Source organism: Frankia torreyi, assembly GCF_000948395.1.
Classification (GTDB): Bacteria; Actinomycetota; Actinomycetes; order Frankiales; family Frankiaceae; genus Frankia; species Frankia torreyi.
Window position 1 is genome coordinate 1 of the sequence record NZ_JYFN01000045.1, and the last position, 16,609, is coordinate 16,609.

Consider the following 16,609-nt stretch of genomic DNA (forward strand, 5'->3'; position numbering starts at 1 on the left):
GCTTCGGCTTCGGCTTCGGCTTCGGCTTCGGTGGGAGGGTCGCAGGTTTCGGTGAGGTGGACCTTGTAGCCGCACCAGAACAGGTCGTCGCCCTTGGCCGCCCACCGCGCGTCGCGGTCGTAGGGGGAGGCCAAGCGGCGATGTCCGGGCGGGACACCCTGCTGGTCGGCGTCCCGCTTCACGATCACCTCCCGTCCCCGGCTGTCGGTCGACAGGTAGTAGGTCTGCACCAGCATCTGCTGTAGGAACGCCACCGCGGGGATCTCGCGCGGCCAGCCGGGTGCGGTGGGCGCGCCCACCGCCCGGCACACCGCGAGCGCGTCCTGGCCGAACACCACCGCGAGGCGGTCCCGGGCCGCCGTCGACGACGGCATCGTCCATCCGTTGACCCGCTCGCCGTAGCGGTGCGCCAACTCGTCGACGTTCAGGGTGTCGGCCAGCCAGTCNGGGGCCGCGACCGCGAGGGCCTCCAACGCCGCCCGCACACTCTCCCCNGCNAGCTCGGTCCGGTTCAGGTCCCGCACCNCGCTGATCACATGGGTGGAGTCGGTGCGCGCCCGGCCACCGGCGCCGATCAGGCCCCGCTCACGGCAGACCTCCACGAGCCGGTCGAACACCACCCGTTCCAGGCCATGGTCGGCCAGGCGGGTCCGGAACCGGGACAGCACAGTGGCGTCGAACCCGGTGTCGGTCAGTTCCGCGCCGAGGGCGTACTTCCAGTCGATCGCGCGGACCGCCATCGCCGCGGCCTGCCGGTCGGTGAGGTTCTCGGTGAACTGCAGCACCGTGACCAGCGACAACACCGCCGGCGGCAGACCCGGCGCCCCCCGCCGGCCGAACGCCGGGGTGAACGGCTTATCGACGAACACCTCGGCGAGCCGGTCCCGCAGCCGCATCGCCGGCGTCCCCCGCGGGAACGCCGCCCGCGCGACCGCCACGGTCTGCGCCGGGATCTCGGGCAGCCCCTTCGGCTGCAACGACATGTGCCCCACCTCCCGCGGCCCACGAGGCGACCCGGACCGCAGAGGAGATCATGCCGCACCCACGACACCCAGCCGAATTAAGCAGCAGAGTCAACAACCAGCTCAAAACCCATCTCCGCGGCCCCGGGCGAGTCCTACGGTCCCGTCTTCCGGACCTGGTCTACCAGGAGATCTGGTCCTATCTGATCGTCCACCATGCGATCAGTGACCTGACCGCGCAGGCGTCCGCCGCCGCGGACCTCGACCCGGACTCGATCTCTTTCGCCAAGGCCCTCCGCCTGATCCGCCGTACCGCCACCGGGACGGCGGACATTCCCCCCTCAGGACTGGACTGACCACCTTCCCAAGCACCTGTCCAACCTCGCCCGGCTCCTGATCCCCGACCGCCGTGAACGCACCTGCCCCCGCGCGGTGAAACGCGCCCGCCACAACAACTACCGCGTCAAAAAACCCGGCGAGGCCGCCAGCATCCGCCATCACGCTCCAGCGACGGCCAGGATCCACACCCTCAACCGAACATGATCAAAATAGGCTACGTGGCATTGACCCCAGGCTGGCCGCCGAGCAGGAAGACGATCGGAACCTCCTGCCACCGCGCCCCCGCGAGCAGTTCGGGAACGATCTCGTGGACGAAAATCTCCTGGTGGCTCTTCGGATCGAGCCTGAACTCCTCGGTCACTGCCGCTCTTCTCGGAGCTGCCTAGCCCGCGGTCCGTACTCCTGGAGCACCCGGGCGACTGCAGACGGGCCCCCGGCAATCATTCGACGCCGCTCGGCGGCCAGGGCGGCACGCTCCGCCCGGAGACTCTGCGCCACCGTCTCGTCCGGCTCCTCAGCCAGCAGACTGGAGATCCTGGCGGTCAAGGCTCCCAGGATCCACTCCGCAACCTCAAGATCGACCCCTTGGTCGAACGTTCGTGCTGGCAGAGCATCACCCAGCAGAGAGCGCCGCCGCTTCACCGGCTCAGTCATCAGGATCCTCCCGGCGTCTACGCGTAGACGATAACATCGGTTCGCACCGTAGGTGAGGACAGGGCGCCGAATTACCCGGGGCACGGAAGCGCCTGATGTTTTTGCTCGGTCGAATCCGCCGCCACCGATCTGGATCGATGGCGGCCTCCACCGCGACCCCTTCGACGAGAACGCCGGCGCAGGGGAAACCGCCACCGTCCCTGCGGAGCGGCAGATCCGATCCCGCATCGAGCAAACGGCCTCGCCGTCCGGCTGCAGGCGGACGGCGGACGGCGGACGGCGGACGGCGGACGGCGGACGGCGGACGGCGGACGGCGGACGGCGGACGGTCAGTTGTCGCACGAGCAGGGAGCCTTCATGAAGTGGCGGGTTCATCAGGAGCGGTCCGTCTTCCAGACGCCCTGGGTCAACCTCGCCTACCTCGACGTGGAGCAGCCGGACGGGCAGCGGGCGGAGTATCACGTGGTCCGGCTGCGCGATGTCGCCATCACCTCGCTGCTGGACGAGTCGCGGCGGGTACTCATGCTGTGGCGGCACCGGTTTGTCACTGACACCTGGGGCTGGGAACTGCCGATGGGTCTGGTGGAGGACGGCGAGGAACCCATCGACGCCGCCGCCCGGGAACTGGAGGAGGAGACCGGCTGGCGCCCGGGGCCGCTGCGGCCCCTGATCTACGCGCAGCCCGCGAACGGCATCACCGACGCGCAGCACTTCGTGTTCCGGGCGGACTCCGCCACGTTCACCGGACCGCCCACGGAACGCAACGAGTCGGATCGCATCGAATGGATACCGCTCGGCGAGATCGGCGAGCTCATCCGCCACCGAAAGATCGTGAGCAGCGCCACCCTCGTCGGCGTCATGGCCCTGCTCCTTGATGAACCGTGAACGCCGGCCCGGGCCAGCCTCCGGGTCACCCGCCATGGACCCTCGGGACACCGCCGAATTCAGCAAGCCCGCCGGGCGGCGAAGGTGGGTACCGGGATGCCTCCGTCGATGCAGCCCACCGGGCGGACGGGAATTCCGCCAGATACACGTCAGAGCACGGGGAGCCAGCCACGGCCGACGACGCATCGCCAGATCCGACCGCCCGAGGTGGCTGATCCGCCGATGACGAGCTGACCGGTGGTCACGCAGTCCGCCGGCCGCGGATCGACGACGCTCAGTCTGACCCAGGGATGGAAGATGTCACCGCCCTGGTGCACGTTGAAGTTGTCGCCGAACACGCTCGCCCCGCCCGCCTTGTTGACGGCGAAGATAGGCTGGTTAAAATTATCGTACACAATGAGTAGCTGACCGTTCGGCCCACCGGTGGACTGGATGCGCAGCCCCTCGCTCGCCTGGTTCGTCGCCCGGAAGACCCAGGGATTGTCGAAAGATGTGCCGGACGCATACGCATAGCCACCGCCACCCAGAACTGCACCGAGCAGTACGGCCCCCAGAAGAAGGGGGACGGCGGTTCGGTACCGATGCCCGGACACGCGCCCACGCAGAAACGAAAGCATGAGAATTCCCCCCGCACAACCGGCTTCGGATCGGCCGTTGCCACGACCACACGGATCACCGACGCGACGCCGGGCGAACACGACCAGCAGACCAGAAGGCCGAGACCAAGGAACCACCGAAAGCAGCCGATCAGGCTGTAACCGAAGAGGAGACCACCTTCATACTTGGTAGACGGAACGGACTGGTCGGCTTGATCGGCCCGGACGATAATTCACCACACGCCGGCGGTAGTCGGCCGTCATCCGCGGCCGACCGGGTGGATCGAGCCCGGCAACCACATTGGATGCGACCAGGACAAGTCTAGCCGAGTCGCGTTGTCTGTACATAGAGAATTTTGCAGCCATTGCGTTGCGTGGAGACAAAACAGCCTATTTACCATTCTTCCGACTAACACGCACAGCCATCGACATTGCTGCCCGTCCGCCGGACGCGATAGACACGGGTCCTCCCCTGGGTTCCCCATCGACCGCAGGGGACCGGCGGTGGAGCGGACGCCTGCGTCGGGGCTCGGGTTCGGCCGGGCATCCCGCCCGTCCCGCGCCCGGTGACGTTCGTCTGCGACGGGTCCGACCGGGGCCCCGCCGCGAGACCCCGGCGACCGCCCGTGTCACCCGCCCTGCGGACCGCCGTCGGCCGATGTCGCAAGCACGATGCGGCGCGGCCGAGGATGGCCGAGGAAGTCCGCGAGCGCGAACTCGTAGCCGTAGGCTCCGGCCAGCGGGAAGACGATGACGTCGCCGGGCCGCACCGATCCGACCGTGATGTCGCGCGCGAGAGTGTCCTCCGGGGTACACAGCTCGCCCACGACGGTGACCGGACGTCCGGTCGTGTCGACGCCCCCGTTCTCTCCCGCGCCCCCGACGTCCTCGGCTTCTTTCTGTTTCTCCGCGCCGCTCGGATGGGACCTCGCCACGACCGCGAAGTTGTGCACGATCTCCCAGGAGGTCGGCAGGGCGAAATGGTGGATGCCGCCGCGCAGCACGACGAAATCGGTCCCGTAGGAGCGTTTGACGTCGATCACCTCGGCGGCGTACCAGCCGCAGTCGGCCACGAGCAGCCGGCCCGGCTCGAAGATCACATCGACGCCGGCTGGGACCGATAGCCGCGCGAGGCCCTCCCCGAACCGGTCCAGGTCGAAGGGCCGCTCGCCGCGCCGGTCCGGCTCGAACGGCACGCCAAGTCCCCCACCCACGTCGACCACCCGCAGGTCGATCCCGGCGTCGGCGGCCGTGCGCTCGGCGAACCCGAGGCACCAGCGGACGTAGTCCAGATGGGCGGCTGCGTCGAGGTTGCCCGACACCGCGTGGACATGGAATCCGGCCACGTCCAGATGGGGCAGACGCTTCGCCAGATCCAGCACGGCCGGCACCTCCGACTCGGGCACCCCGAACGCGCTCGGCCGTCCCCCCATCTGCAGGGAGCCCGTGAGGGAGACCCGCGCCGGGTTCACCCGCACCGCCACGGTGACCCGCCGACCGAGCCGCGCCGCGACAGCCTCCAGCCGCCGTAGCTCACCCGGGCTCTCGACGTTGACGATGGACACGCCGGACTCGACCAGCGCGGTCAGCAGAGTGACCGACTTCGCCGGGCCGGACGCGACCAGGTAGGGCGATCGGGCGGCGGCCACTCGGCCGTAGGTCGCCAGGGCCAGGCGCATCTCACGCACCGAAGAGACCTCGAAACCGTCCACCCCACCGAGACCGGGGACGACGGCGTTCGGGTCCAGTCGGGGGACCACGATGTCCTCGCCGGCCTCGGAAGCGGCGGACGGCAGGTCCAGACGGGGGACGGCACACCCGCGGTCCGCGCCGGTGGCGGCGGCCTCCTGGCCCACTCCGGGGACGGCCGACCGGTCCGCGCCCAGGAGGGTGGGGTGCGTCCTGGCCAGACCCGAACGGCCTGCGCCGGTGCCCCGCAGCAGCGCGTCGAGGACCGGCGGGAAGCCGTTGGCCTTCACCGCGTAGCAGAGTGCCGCCCAGCCAGGCAGGCAGGCACGCAGCGCGGCGGCGTTGCGCGCGGCGACGGTCGGGTCGTAGAGGTAGGCGCTGATCTCCGCCGTCCCCGCCGGTCGATCGCGCACCGCCGCGAGCACCGCGAGGGGTAGGCGCTCCGCGGGCAGGGCATGCAGCGGAGCCGCGGACGGCGGCAGGTCCATCCGAGTCCTCCTCCCCGGGGCCCGGTCATCGCCCGATCGGACCACCACGCCGTTCCCACAGTGACGAATGCGGCGTATTCCGCGCAATAAAATGCCGAATGCGTGGTCGACCCGGCTCCGCGCTCCTCCGGCGACGACGGCCGCAGCGGCCCGGGCGCAGGGGTGATCAGCCCATTTGAGCGGGGCGGAATCGGGCCACGCACCGACGGCACAGCCACGTCCCAAGACAGACACGACCATGCCAGCCGGAGAGTCCACCCCCGGGTGTGCGCTCGGACACTGCCCGAATGGCGGGGGCCCGAGCCAGGGAGGGCCTCAGGAGCAGCAATTCCACGACGATGCAGGGCATCCAGGCGGACCATGGAGGGATCCGCCGATGGTGCCAGACGCGACCGTATCCTTGCGCGGAGCAACAGCTCGCCGCGGAGTTAGGTTAGGCTTCCTTGAACACGGTCCGCTCGAAAGGGAGTCGCCCGCAATGACGATTTCCGCTCGAAACGGCATCAGCACCAGCATCGACCCGGTCCCCCCGGCCTGGGATCCCGCCGCCATCCTGGCGCGGCAGCGCGAGCGGGAGTCGTCCGCCCGAACCTACGCGCGCACCCTCCCGATCGTGCCGGTCCGCGCGGGCGGAGCCACGGTCGTCGGCGCGGACGGCCGGAGCTACCTGGACTGCCTGTCCGGTGCCGGCACTCTGGCCCTGGGCCACAACCATCCGGACGTGGTCCAGGCGATCACCGCGGCGCTCTCCCGCGGCGCCCCCCTGCACACCCTGGACCTCGCCACCCCCGAGAAGGACGCGTTCACCGAGGAGCTTCGGGCCTGCCTGCCACCGGGGCTGGGCAGCGATGTCAAGCTGCACTTCTGCGGTCCGAGCGGGGCCGACGCGGTGGAGGCGGCTATCAAGCTCGCCCAGACGGCGACCGGAAACCAGACCATGCTCGCGTTCACCGGTGGCTACCACGGCATGACCGCGGGCGCGCTGGCCGTGACCGGCAACGTCGCCGTCAAGAACCCGTTGCCGGCCACGGCCTCGGTTGTCCGATTGCCCTTTCCCTACCCGTACCGGTGCCCGTTCGGGGTGGGATCCCCGGCCGGCCGCGCCGCCGGTCCGGACGGTGCGGAACTCTCCATCCGCTACATCGAACGGCTGCTGGATGACCCGCTCGGCGGGGTCACCGATCCGGCCGGACTGATCGTGGAGGTAGTCCAGGGAGAGGGTGGCGTGGTCGCGGCGCCGGACGGCTGGCTGCGGGCCATCCGGGAGATCACCCGCCGGCGCGGCATCCCGTTCATCCTCGACGAGGTGCAGACCGGGGTGGGGCGGACCGGACGGTTCTGGGCCGCGCAGCACAGCGGGATCACCCCCGACATCCTCGTGATGTCCAAGGCGATCGGCGGCGGACTGCCGATGGCCGTGATCGCCTACCGGGCCGAGCTGGACGTCTGGACGCCCGGCGCGCACACCGGCACCTTCCGCGGCAACCAGCTCGCGATGGTCGCCGGCCGTGCCACCCTGCGCCGGGTGCGCCAGGACGGACTCGACGAACGCGCCGCCCGCCTGGGCTCCCGCCTGTTGGCCGGCCTCGAGGATCTCGCCCGTGACCGTCCGTACGTGGGGAACGTGCGCGGCCGGGGGCTCATGCTCGGCGCCGAGCTGGTCGATCCGACGATCGAGGCGGACGCGGTCGGCGCGCATCCCGCCGATCCCCGGCTCGCTGCCCTGGTCCGGGCCGAGTGCCTCCGCCGTGGACTGATCATCGAGCTCGGTGGGCGGCACGGGGCGGTCATCCGGCTCCTACCACCCCTGATCATCGGCGAGGAGGAGAGCGAGCGCGCCCTGGCGATCCTCGCCGACGCCGCCGATGCGGCCGTGCGGCGGCTCACCGCCGACGCCACCGGGCGTCCGACCACGTGAGCGAAGCGCCGGAGCCCCGGCGGGGCCTGAACGAGCTCGTCGGGCTGACCCTCGCCGCGCTGGCCGAGGGCCGGCGTCGGCGCGGCGGACCGCTGCCGGCCGGTGGACCCGCGCGAGTGCGTGCGGCGATCCAGGCCGCCCTCGGCGTATCGCCCAACCGCACCAGCCTGCTCACGCGCACCGGTATTGGCGCCACGGCCGCGCTCACCGGCTTGGTGGAGGCCCTCGCGGCCGGGTCCGTGGACCCGGCGGACCCATGGTGCGCCGCCCATCTGCACTGCCCCCCGCTGCCCGTGGCGGTCGCCGCCGACCTCGCCGTGAGCGCCCTCAACCCGTCCCTGGACTCCTGGGATCAGGCCCCGGCCGCGACCACGATCGAGACCGAGGTCGTCGCCGCGCTCGCCGGGCTGGCCGGCTTCGACCCGGATCGGGCCACCGGCACGATCACCACCGGCGGCACGGAGTCCAATCTCATGGGCCTGCTTCTCGCCCGGGATGCCGCCCGCCCGGGGGCCGCGGGGACAGCCGGTGGGGTTACGGAAGCGGCGGGGCCGAACGGGCGGCTGCGCGTGTTCCGCTCGGCTGCCGCGCACCTGTCGGTGGACCGCGCCGCCGCGGTGCTGGGCCTCGATGCCCCGCCGGGGGCCACCATCCCCACCGACGGCCAGGACCGGATGCGGGTCGACCTGCTGCGACGGACGCTCGCCGAGTACCCCGGCCCGGCCGTCGTCGTGGCCACCGCGGGCACCACCGACGCCGGGGCCGTCGACCCGCTGCGCGAGATCGCGGCTGCGGTCGAGGAGCACCGGCGCCGGCTACGCGGGCGGCGACCCCCGGCGGCACCGGCCGGAACGGGCCATCTCACCTCGTCCGGCTGGTTGCACGTGGACGCGGCATACGGCGGCGGCGCGCTGTTCTCCGACCGGCTGGCCGGCCACCTGGACGGGCTCGCGCTCGCCGACTCGGTGTCCCTGGACCTGCACAAGCTGGGCTGGCAGCCGGCTCCGGCCGGCGTCTTCCTGACGCCCCGTCCGGACGAGTGGCCCAGCCTGCGCGCCGCGCATGCGGACTACCTCCGCTCCGAGGACGACGAGGCCGCCGGCTTTCCCAGCCTCCTGGACCGGTCCCTGCGGACCACCCGCCGCGCGGACTCCTTCCCGATCGCGGTGACGTTGCGCGCGCTCGGCCGCGACGGGCTGGGCGCCCTGGTCGACGCCTGCCACGATCTCGCCCGGCACGCGGAACGGACCGTCCTCGCCGATCCCCGCCTCGAGGCCGCCTTTCCGGTCACGCTGAGCACGGTCGTCTTCCGCTACCGGCCGCAGGCCGGCGCCACCGGCTCGGCGGCGGACTGCACCACCGATCGACTGAACCGGCTCAACGCGGACATCCGTCGCACGCTGCTGCTCGACGGGCGCGCGGTGGTCGGCCGGACCCGAGCGGGACCCGATCGGGCCGTGCACCTGAAGCTCACCCTGCTGAATCCCGACGCCACCGAAGCCGACGTGGACGCGCTGCTCCGCCTGATCGCCGCGATCGGCGACGAACTCGCCGGCGCGGACGGCGGTGGCATCGGGAGCGCCTCGTGACCGGAGACCAGCCCACGGCTGCGGCCATCGCTGATGATCTCGTCACCGAGACTCTCCTGCGCTGCTGGCTTCGGGAGACCGGCGCGCTGCCGGCCGCCGGCGCCCGCGCGATCGACGTCAAGCTGCCGGCGTCGGGCCTGTCCGTCCGGGCGACGATGACCCACCGCTCGCCGTCCGGGTGGCACCGGTTCGCCCAGCCCGAGCTAGTCTCCCCGGCGGGCGCGCCGTCGGCCGTCGACGCCGGCCTGCTCGCCGCGCTCCTCGTCCGGGAGATCACCGCGGAACAGGGGCTGCCCGCCGCCCACGGGGCCGAGGCGCTGGACCGGATCCTCGATTCGGCCTGCCGGATCGCCGCCCATCTCGACGCCCGTCGGACACAGGGGCACCCGAGTGCCGTCCCCCCGTTCCTCGCCGCCGAGCAGGCGTCGCTCACGGGCCATCCCTTCCACCCGGCCGCGATGAGCCGGCAGGGGGCCTCCGACCGGGCGATGGCCGCCTACTCCCCCGAGCGGGCCGGCTCCTTCGCGCTGCACTGGTTCGCCGCTCATCCCTCGGTGGTGTCGACGTCGGTCGCCCCAGCGGCCGAGCGCAGCCCCACGGCGACATCGCCGGCGGGCCGCCATCCGGTCACGCGCCTGCTGACCGAGCTGTACGGCGGCGGTGCCGCCCACAGCGAGGCGGCGGGGTGCCGCCCGATCGGAGCAGGCCCGTCGGCACCGACCGGCGCCGACCTGGGCGGTCTGCCGGACAGGTGCCTTCCACCCGGCTACGTTCCGGTGCCGGCCCATCCGTGGCAGGCCCGTGAACTCACCGAACGCGCGGACAGCCCCCTTGCCCGGCTGCTCGCCGACGGCCGCCTCGTGGACCTCGGCGAGTCGGGCCCGCTGTGGTATCCGACGTCGTCCCTGCGCACGGTCTGGCGGCCGGACCGCCGGGTCATGCTCAAGCTCTCCCTGGGCCTGCGGATCACCAACTCTCGCCGGGTCCTGCATCTCGGGGAGCTTCGACTGGCAGAGATGATCACCAGGCTGGTCGACGCGGGCCTCGGTGCCGCTCTCACCGCCCGACATCCGGACTTCCACCTCATCGGGGAGCCCGACTGGGTGGCGGTCACCCATGCGGACCGGTCCCCACCATCCGGGAGATCCGAGCGGCTGGGCATCCCCCGGTCGGCCGGGACGTTCGGCGAGTCCTCGGACGGCAGCAACGGCGTGGTGGGGCTGGAGACCGCCATCCGCACGAACCCCTTCGGCCCGACCGATCGGGCGATGAGCCTGGCGGCGCTGATCGCGCCCCGGCCCGATCGGGCGGCGGACAGCCGCGGTCGGTCCCGGGCGGCGATGCTCCCCCGCCTGCTCATCCGGCTGGCCGACCGCCGGGGAGAATCCCCCCAGGAGCTCGCCGAGACCTGGTTCGGGCGCTACCTGAGCGTGCTCGCAGCGCCCGTGCTCGACCTGTACCTGTGGTTTGGTGTGGGCGTTGAGGCGCATCTGCAGAACACCCTGATCAGCCTGGACACCGACGGCTGGCCGGTGGCCGGGTGGTACCGCGACAGCCAGGGCTACTACGTGGCCGCCTCGGCCGCCGCAGCCATGGAACGCCTGCTACCCGGCTTCGCCATGGGCCTCGACGCGATCTTCGACGACGAACTGGTGGCGGAACGCATCATCTACTACCTGTTCGTGAACAACGTCTTCGCCGTGGCAGGGGCCCTGGGCGCGGCCGATGTCGCCGACGAACACCGCCTGCTCGGGCGAGCACGCAATCTGCTGTCCCGGATGGCCTCAGACACCCGATCGGACCACAGCCCGGCCGGGCCACCCGCCGTCCGCCGCCGGCTACTCGACACCCTCCTGACGGCCGCCACCCTGCCCAGCAAGGGCAACCTGCGCACCTGTGTGGACGGCCGCGACGAGCTGATCGGACCGGTGGCCACCCAGTCGGTCTACGTACAGATTCCGAACCCGCTGTTGGAGGCCGCCCCGTGATGTCCCGCATCCCGCCCGAACCCCGCGACGAGCCGCCGCGGACCCCGGTCACGGTGCCGGCATCCGGCCTCCCCCATCCGGAGGCACCGGACTACGACGTTGTAGGGGTCGGGCTGGGGCCGTTCAACCTGTCACTGGCCGCACTGGCCGACGGCCTCCCCGGTCTGCGGGCCGCCTTCTTCGAGCAGGCGCCGGCATTCACCTGGCACCCCGGCCTGCTGCTGGAGGGCACGACCCTGCAGGTGCCGTTCCTCGCCGACCTGGTCACCCTCATCGATCCGACCAGCCCATGGTCGTTCCTGTCCTACCTGCAGGCGCACGACCGGCTCTTTCGCTTCTACCTCTACGAACGCTTCCACATCCCCCGCCGCGAGTACGACGCCTACTGCCGGTGGGTCGCCGAGGGCCTGCAATCCACCCATTTCGGCGCCCGGGTGGAGGCGGTCCGCTGGCATCCCGACGCCGGGTTGTTTCGCCTCGTGGTCAGGCAGACGGCCCCGCCTGCTGCGACGGCGCACGCAGAGCCCTCCGACCGGGCTGGCACCTGGTCCACCCGGGTGGTGACCGCGAGGCATGTGGTGCTCGGAATCGGCACCGAACCGACCATGCCACCCGCCTTCGCGGGAGTCGCGGGTGACCGGGTGTTTCACTCGGCGTACTACCGCGAGCGGCGCACGTCCCTGGCCGGACTATCCCACGTCGCCGTGGTCGGATCGGGCCAGTCCGGCGCCGAGGTGTTCGCCGACCTGCTGCGCAACCAGCAGACGGCGGCGCAGCACCTGACCTGGATCACCCGCACCCCAGCCTTCGCGCCGATGGAGTACTCGAAGCTGGGCCTCGAACAGTTCACCCCCGACTACGTGCGCTACTTCCACGGCCTGGAGCAGGGCCGCAAGGACGCGCTCGTCCCGGCGCAGTGGCAGCTCTACAAGGGGATCGACGCGGACACCATCGCAGAGATCTACGACCTGCTCTACGAACGGACGATCGACGGTGGCGACGAGGCGGTCACGCTGCTGCCGGGGGTGTCGGTGCAGTCGGCGTCGCTGGACGGCGAGCGGGGAGAGACAGTGCTCGACTGCCGCCACGATGATCAGAACCGGGCCTTTGCGCTGACCACGGACGCGGTGGTGCTGGCCACGGGATACGCCGCTCGGCGCCCGGCCCTGCTCGATCCGATGGTCGGGCTGCTGGCTCTCGACGACGGAGGTCGGTTCCAGATCGACGCCCGTTACCGGATCGCCACCGACCCCAGCGTGACCGGACATCTCTACGTCCAGAACGCCGAGCTGCACACCCACGGGGTCGGTGCCCCCGATCTCGGCCTGGGTGCCTGGCGGGCCGCGGTCATCCTCGATGACCTGACCGGAGGACACGCATACCGACTGCCGCCGCCTTCGGCGTTCACGACCTTCGGTGCCCCTCCCCGGACGGGCGGGTCCCACCACGCACCGCGGGCCACGGCGACAACAGCGCCGACGGGCCATGTCGGGCCCGGCAGCGCCGCCGCCTCCCCGGCGGCGGATGGTGGGGGGCGTCGGGAACCCGACGGCGCGCGGGATGCAGCCTCCGATCGGGGGGTACGGCGGCATCCCGTGATGCTCGGGGAGGCCGACCGGTGACCCTCCGCCCACCTGCCGCAGGATCCCCGCCGCCGGTTGCGAGGCCGGGCGGGTCAGCCGACCGCTGGCGGCAGGCCGGTCGCATACTGCTGACCAAGCTCATCGCGGAACTCGCCTACGAGGATCTGCTCAGTCCGCAGATCGAGGACTACACCGGTGACACGGACCTCGCGGAGCATCCCCCGATCGGCCGGGGACCCGCGCTGGCCCACCGGCTGGTGACAGCCGGCGCCGTCTACCGATTTCGCGCCCGGCGGGGCACGTTCGGATCCTGGTGGATCGATCCCGCGAGCCTCACCCGCACCGCCCCGCCGGTCGACGGGCAGGGGACCATCCTGTCTCCCCCGAGCGGACCGGACGACCGCCGGCCGGTCGACCCGCGTGGCCAAGGGCGGATCGACGAGGCTGCCGCCGACGACCCGGTGCGGTTCCTGCGGGATGCGCAGTCCCTACTCGGATGGCCCGATCCGGTCCTCGCCGACGTGGTGCGCGACCTGCTCGCCACCCAGTCGGCCGATCAGCACCTTCTGGCCACGGCGTCGCCCGCGGCCCTCCTCGCCCGCCTGCCCTTCGTCGCGTTGGAAGGACATCAGTCGGGCCATCCCTGCCTCGTCGCCAACAAGGGACGCCTCGGCTTCGGCGCGGCCGCCAGCCGATACACCCCGGAGGCCCGGTCGCCCTTCCGCCTGCGCTGGGTGGCAGCGCATCCCGCGATCGGGCGGTACTGGGACATCGCCTCGACCGGTCCCGGCCTACCGGACGGGGCCGCCGCGGACCAGTCGGGCAATGCAGCTCTGGTCCGCGCGGAGCTAGACACCGAAACCCGCGTCCGCTTCGCCGACGTCCTCGCCCGTGCCCTGGTGGCCACTGCACCACCGCGGGACGCCGCCGCCCAGGCCAGCCACCTCCCAACGCCCACGGCACCCCCTTCGTCCACCGACCTCGGCCCGCTCACCGACCTCGGCCCATCCAGCTGCCGCGCCCCATCCAGCGAGCCCGACCCGTCCAGCGAGCCCGACCCGTCCAGCGAGCCGGGCCTGTTGGCCGTCGGAGCGGCGGCCGAGGACTACGTCTGGCTGCCGGTGCACCCATGGCAGTGGGAGAACGTGATCGTCCCGCTGTTCGCCGCCGAGCTCGCCACGGGTCTGCTGGTCCCGTTGGGCGAGGGACCGGACCGGTACCTCCCGCTGCAGGCCGTCCGCACGCTGGCCAACATCGACCGGCCGGAGCGGCGCAACGTCAAGCTTGCCCTGATGATCCGCAACACCCTGGTCTGGCGTGGCATGTCCGCGGCGGACGCCGCCGCCGGGCCGGCAGTGTCGCGCTGGCTGCTCGACCTGCGCGACGCCGATCCGTTCCTGCGGGAGGTGACGGGGGTGCTGCCGCTGTCCGAGGTGGCCGGCGCCGCCGTCGGCCACCGGGCCTACGATGCCATCCCCGGCGCGCCCTACCGGCTGCACGAGTTGCTCGGCGTGATCTGGCGCGATCCGGTGGAGCGGCATCTCGTCGACGGGGAGCAGGCTCGCAGCCTCGCGTCGCTGCTCACGATCGGGTCGGACGGACGGTCCCTGGCTGCCGAACTGGTGGCCCGATCGGGCCAGTCGGCCCGCGACTGGCTTGGCGCCCTCTTCACCGCGTTGCTGCCGCCACTGCTGCACTACCTGTACCGGTACGGGGTCGCCTTCACCCCGCATGGCGAGAACATCATCTGCATCTTCGACGCCGAGCAGCTACCCCGACGGATCGCGGTGAAGGACTTCGGCGCCGACATCGAGCTGGTGGACGGCGACTTTCCCGAACGCGCGGGCATGCCCACGCAGGCGGCCGCGCACTGCCGCCGCTGGCCCGGGCCGTTGCTGGCCCACTCGGTGCTCTCCGCCGTGTTCGCCGGCCACTTCCGTTACTTCTCCGTGCTCGCGGCGGATCATCTGCAGGTCGAGGAGGGCGAGTTCTGGCGGCTGGTCCGGGCGGCGGTCGACGGCTATCACGCGCGGTTCCCCCAGCTGGGGGAACGCTTCCGCGAGATCGATCTGCTCACGCCGCGGTTCGACCGGGTCTGCCTCAACCGCGAGCAGCTCGCCGGCGCCGGGTTCCACGACCGGGCGGACCGGGACGGCGGGTTCGACCTGATGCACGGGAAGGTGGCCAACCCGGTGGCGGCGGTGACCTCCCACGGGCCGGCGTCCCAGGCCGAGGTTTCGATGGCACGAACGGAGGACCAGTGACGTCGCTGCCAGCGCCGATACCACCCGCCCGCTCGGCGGGGCCCGCCGAGCGGCCGAGCCCGGCCGAACCGGCCGGCCACCCGCCCGCCCCCGCACCGCCGCAGCCCGCCGCCCCGGCATCGCCACCCGATCGGACCAGTACCAGCGACGGTGCCGGCCCGCGATCGGCGGACGCCGACCCCCAGGCCCTGGCAGATCTCCAGGCGCTGGCAGATCCGCAGGCCCTGACCGATCCGCAGGCGGCGGGCGTCGAGGCTCTGCACCGGCTGCTGACCGGCGACCACGCCGTCGAGGAGGTGGTCGTCGCCACCGTCGACCTGCAGGGCCGGCTGGTCGGCAGCGCCGTGTCCCCCGACCACTTCACCGGCGAGGTGCTCGCCGACGGGATGGGGGCGTGCACCTACCTGCACGCCGTCGACGTGGACATGCAGACCGACGGCGGCTATCCGCGCACTCCCTGGTATGACGGCTTCGGCGATCTTCGACTCCGACCCGATCTGACCAGCCTGCGCCGGGCACCGTGGCGCCCGTCCTGCGCGGTGGTCCTGGCGGACGCGACCTGGCCCGACGGGTCCCCCGTGGACGTCGCCCCCCGAGCGGTGCTGCGCCGCCAGCTCGACGCGCTCGCCGCCGCCGGACTCACCGCCCTCGTCGGGACCGAGCTGGAGTTCCTGGTCTTCCGCGAGTCCTACAAACGGGCGGCGCGGCGTTCCTGGTCGAGGCTTACTCCGGCCAGCCGCTACAACATCGACTACGCACTGTTCGGCACCGAGGAACTCGACGATCTGACCCGCCGCATCCGGCGGGCCATGGCCGACGCCGGGATCGCGGTCGAGTCGGCTCGGGGCGAGGTCCATCCGGGCCAGTACGAAATCGTGTTCCGCTACGCCGAGGCGCTCCAGGCGTGCGACAACCACGCCCTCTACAAGACGACCGCCAAGAAGATCGCCGCCGCGTCGGCGCAGGCGTTGACCTTCATGGCGAAGTACGACGAGGGCGAGGGAAACTCCTGTCACGTCCACCTCTCCCTGCGGGGGGTGGACGGGGACGAGCCGGTGTTCGCGGCCGCGGCCGGTGCCGGCCGATCCGACACCGCAGGGATGTCGCCGCTGATGTGCTCGTTCGTCGCCGGCCAGCTGGCCTGCATGGCCGACTTCACGTTGCTGTTCGCGCCCAACGTCAACTCCTACAAGCGGCTCGCCCCCGGCACGTTCGCGCCCACCGGGGTGAGCTGGGGGCGCGACAACCGGACGTGCGCCGTACGCGTCGTCGGCAGCGGGACGGGGCTGCGCATCGAGCACCGCGTGCCCGGCGGGGACGCCAACCCCTACCTCGCCGTGGCCGGCATGATCGCCGCCGGCCGGTTCGGGATGGAGCACGGGCTGGCGCTCGAGCCCGGCCGGATCGGCAACGCGTTCACCATGCCGGGACTCACGCCGCTGCCCGCGACGCTGCGCGACGCCGTCGAGCGGTGGCGGTCAAGCGCGGTGGCCCGCGCCGCCTTCGGTGACCGGGTGGTCGCCCATCTGGCGCATGCGGCTGAGGTCGAGCTGGCCGCGTACGAGAGCACGGTCACCGACTGGGAACGTCGACGCGGCTTCGAGCGCTTCTGAGCCGAGCCGGCGCCGGCGGCCCGCCGCCGCCCACGCACGGG

The 16,609-nt window shown here is 72.0% G+C and carries 12 protein-coding genes and 2 pseudogenes; 8 read left to right on the forward strand and 6 right to left on the reverse strand.

The genetic code is table 11. The annotated features are described in order from the left end of the window. Positions 1-446: pseudogene (locus FF36_RS36460) on the reverse strand (hypothetical protein); the annotation flags it as partial. Between the two features lie 80 nt (positions 447-526). Then, positions 527-983, reverse strand: a pseudogene (locus FF36_RS41100) (transposase); the annotation flags it as partial. Positions 984-1,033: 50 nt separating this feature from the next. Here FF36_RS41100 and FF36_RS22570 point away from each other — a divergent pair. Next, positions 1,034-1,318 carry a hypothetical protein gene (locus tag FF36_RS22570; protein ID WP_044887151.1) on the forward strand — a complete coding sequence of 95 codons (285 nt, stop codon included), beginning with the start codon at positions 1,034-1,036 and terminating at the stop codon, positions 1,316-1,318. A 197-nt stretch (positions 1,319-1,515) separates the two neighbouring features. Here FF36_RS22570 and FF36_RS35545 read toward each other — a convergent pair whose 3' ends face one another. Both FF36_RS35545 and FF36_RS22575 read right to left on the reverse strand, forming a co-directional pair. After that, positions 1,516-1,662: a hypothetical protein gene (locus FF36_RS35545; protein ID WP_157866960.1), complete on the reverse strand. Its 147-nt coding sequence runs from the start codon at positions 1,660-1,662 to the stop codon at positions 1,516-1,518. Continuing rightward, positions 1,659-1,955, reverse strand: coding sequence for a hypothetical protein (locus FF36_RS22575; protein WP_044887152.1), 297 nt, complete (start codon positions 1,953-1,955; stop codon positions 1,659-1,661). The genes FF36_RS35545 and FF36_RS22575 overlap by 4 nt, the downstream gene beginning before the upstream one ends. 357 nt (positions 1,956-2,312) lie before the next feature. Between FF36_RS22575 and FF36_RS22580 the strand changes: the two genes are divergently transcribed. Continuing rightward, positions 2,313-2,840 (forward strand): NUDIX hydrolase, encoded by a 528-nt coding sequence (locus FF36_RS22580; RefSeq protein WP_044887153.1) that lies wholly within the window; start codon positions 2,313-2,315, stop codon positions 2,838-2,840. A gap of 149 nt (positions 2,841-2,989) precedes the next feature. Here FF36_RS22580 and FF36_RS35040 read toward each other — a convergent pair whose 3' ends face one another. Together FF36_RS35040 and FF36_RS22590 are read right to left on the reverse strand one after the other, a co-directional pair. Then, positions 2,990-3,457, reverse strand: coding sequence for a hypothetical protein (locus tag FF36_RS35040; RefSeq protein WP_055406242.1), 468 nt, complete (start codon positions 3,455-3,457; stop codon positions 2,990-2,992). 608 nt (positions 3,458-4,065) lie between these two features. Next, the gene (locus tag FF36_RS22590) at positions 4,066-5,613 is read right to left on the reverse strand and encodes a type III PLP-dependent enzyme domain-containing protein (protein WP_044887155.1); all 1,548 of its coding nucleotides are present in this window, start codon (positions 5,611-5,613) and stop codon (positions 4,066-4,068) included. Between the two features lie 478 nt (positions 5,614-6,091). Here FF36_RS22590 and FF36_RS22595 point away from each other — a divergent pair, with 478 nt between their 5' ends. Genes FF36_RS22595 through FF36_RS22620 form a run of 6 tightly spaced genes read left to right on the forward strand, consistent with a single transcriptional unit; the run spans position 6,092 to position 16,568 of the window. Further along, the gene (locus FF36_RS22595) at positions 6,092-7,531 is read left to right on the forward strand and encodes a diaminobutyrate--2-oxoglutarate transaminase family protein (protein WP_044887156.1); all 1,440 of its coding nucleotides are present in this window, start codon (positions 6,092-6,094) and stop codon (positions 7,529-7,531) included. Further along, entirely contained in the window at positions 7,528-9,120 is a 1,593-nt protein-coding gene (locus FF36_RS22600) for a pyridoxal phosphate-dependent decarboxylase family protein (RefSeq protein WP_044887157.1), read from the forward strand. The genes FF36_RS22595 and FF36_RS22600 overlap by 4 nt, the downstream gene beginning before the upstream one ends. Then, entirely contained in the window at positions 9,117-11,108 is a 1,992-nt protein-coding gene (locus FF36_RS22605; protein ID WP_044887158.1) for an IucA/IucC family protein, read from the forward strand. Before FF36_RS22600 ends, FF36_RS22605 begins: the two co-directional genes overlap by 4 nt. After that, positions 11,108-12,730 (forward strand): lysine N(6)-hydroxylase/L-ornithine N(5)-oxygenase family protein, encoded by a 1,623-nt coding sequence (locus FF36_RS22610; protein WP_044887159.1) that lies wholly within the window; start codon positions 11,108-11,110, stop codon positions 12,728-12,730. Before FF36_RS22605 ends, FF36_RS22610 begins: the two co-directional genes overlap by 1 nt. Beyond that, a complete protein-coding gene (locus FF36_RS22615; RefSeq protein ID WP_044887160.1) occupies positions 12,727-14,955 on the forward strand; it encodes an IucA/IucC family protein in 2,229 nt (742 codons plus the stop codon). Before FF36_RS22610 ends, FF36_RS22615 begins: the two co-directional genes overlap by 4 nt. Beyond that, positions 14,952-16,568, forward strand: coding sequence for a glutamine synthetase family protein (locus tag FF36_RS22620; protein ID WP_277912966.1), 1,617 nt, complete (start codon positions 14,952-14,954; stop codon positions 16,566-16,568). The genes FF36_RS22615 and FF36_RS22620 overlap by 4 nt, the downstream gene beginning before the upstream one ends. Positions 16,569-16,609: the final 41 nt, after the last annotated feature.

Excerpts from the sequence above, each read along its gene's own strand:
- FF36_RS22595 (WP_044887156.1), top strand. The coding sequence starts at position 6,092 with ATGACGATTTCCGCTCGAAACGGCATCAGCACCAGCATCGACCCGGTC.
- FF36_RS22610 (WP_044887159.1), top strand. The coding sequence starts at position 11,108 with ATGTCCCGCATCCCGCCCGAACCCCGCGACGAGCCGCCGCGGACCCCG.
- FF36_RS22580 (WP_044887153.1), top strand. The coding sequence starts at position 2,313 with ATGAAGTGGCGGGTTCATCAGGAGCGGTCCGTCTTCCAGACGCCCTGG.
- FF36_RS35040 (WP_055406242.1), bottom strand. The coding sequence starts at position 3,457 with ATGCTTTCGTTTCTGCGTGGGCGCGTGTCCGGGCATCGGTACCGAACC.
- FF36_RS22570 (WP_044887151.1), top strand. The coding sequence starts at position 1,034 with ATGCCGCACCCACGACACCCAGCCGAATTAAGCAGCAGAGTCAACAAC.
- FF36_RS22590 (WP_044887155.1), bottom strand. The coding sequence starts at position 5,613 with ATGGACCTGCCGCCGTCCGCGGCTCCGCTGCATGCCCTGCCCGCGGAG.
- FF36_RS22575 (WP_044887152.1), bottom strand. The coding sequence starts at position 1,955 with ATGACTGAGCCGGTGAAGCGGCGGCGCTCTCTGCTGGGTGATGCTCTG.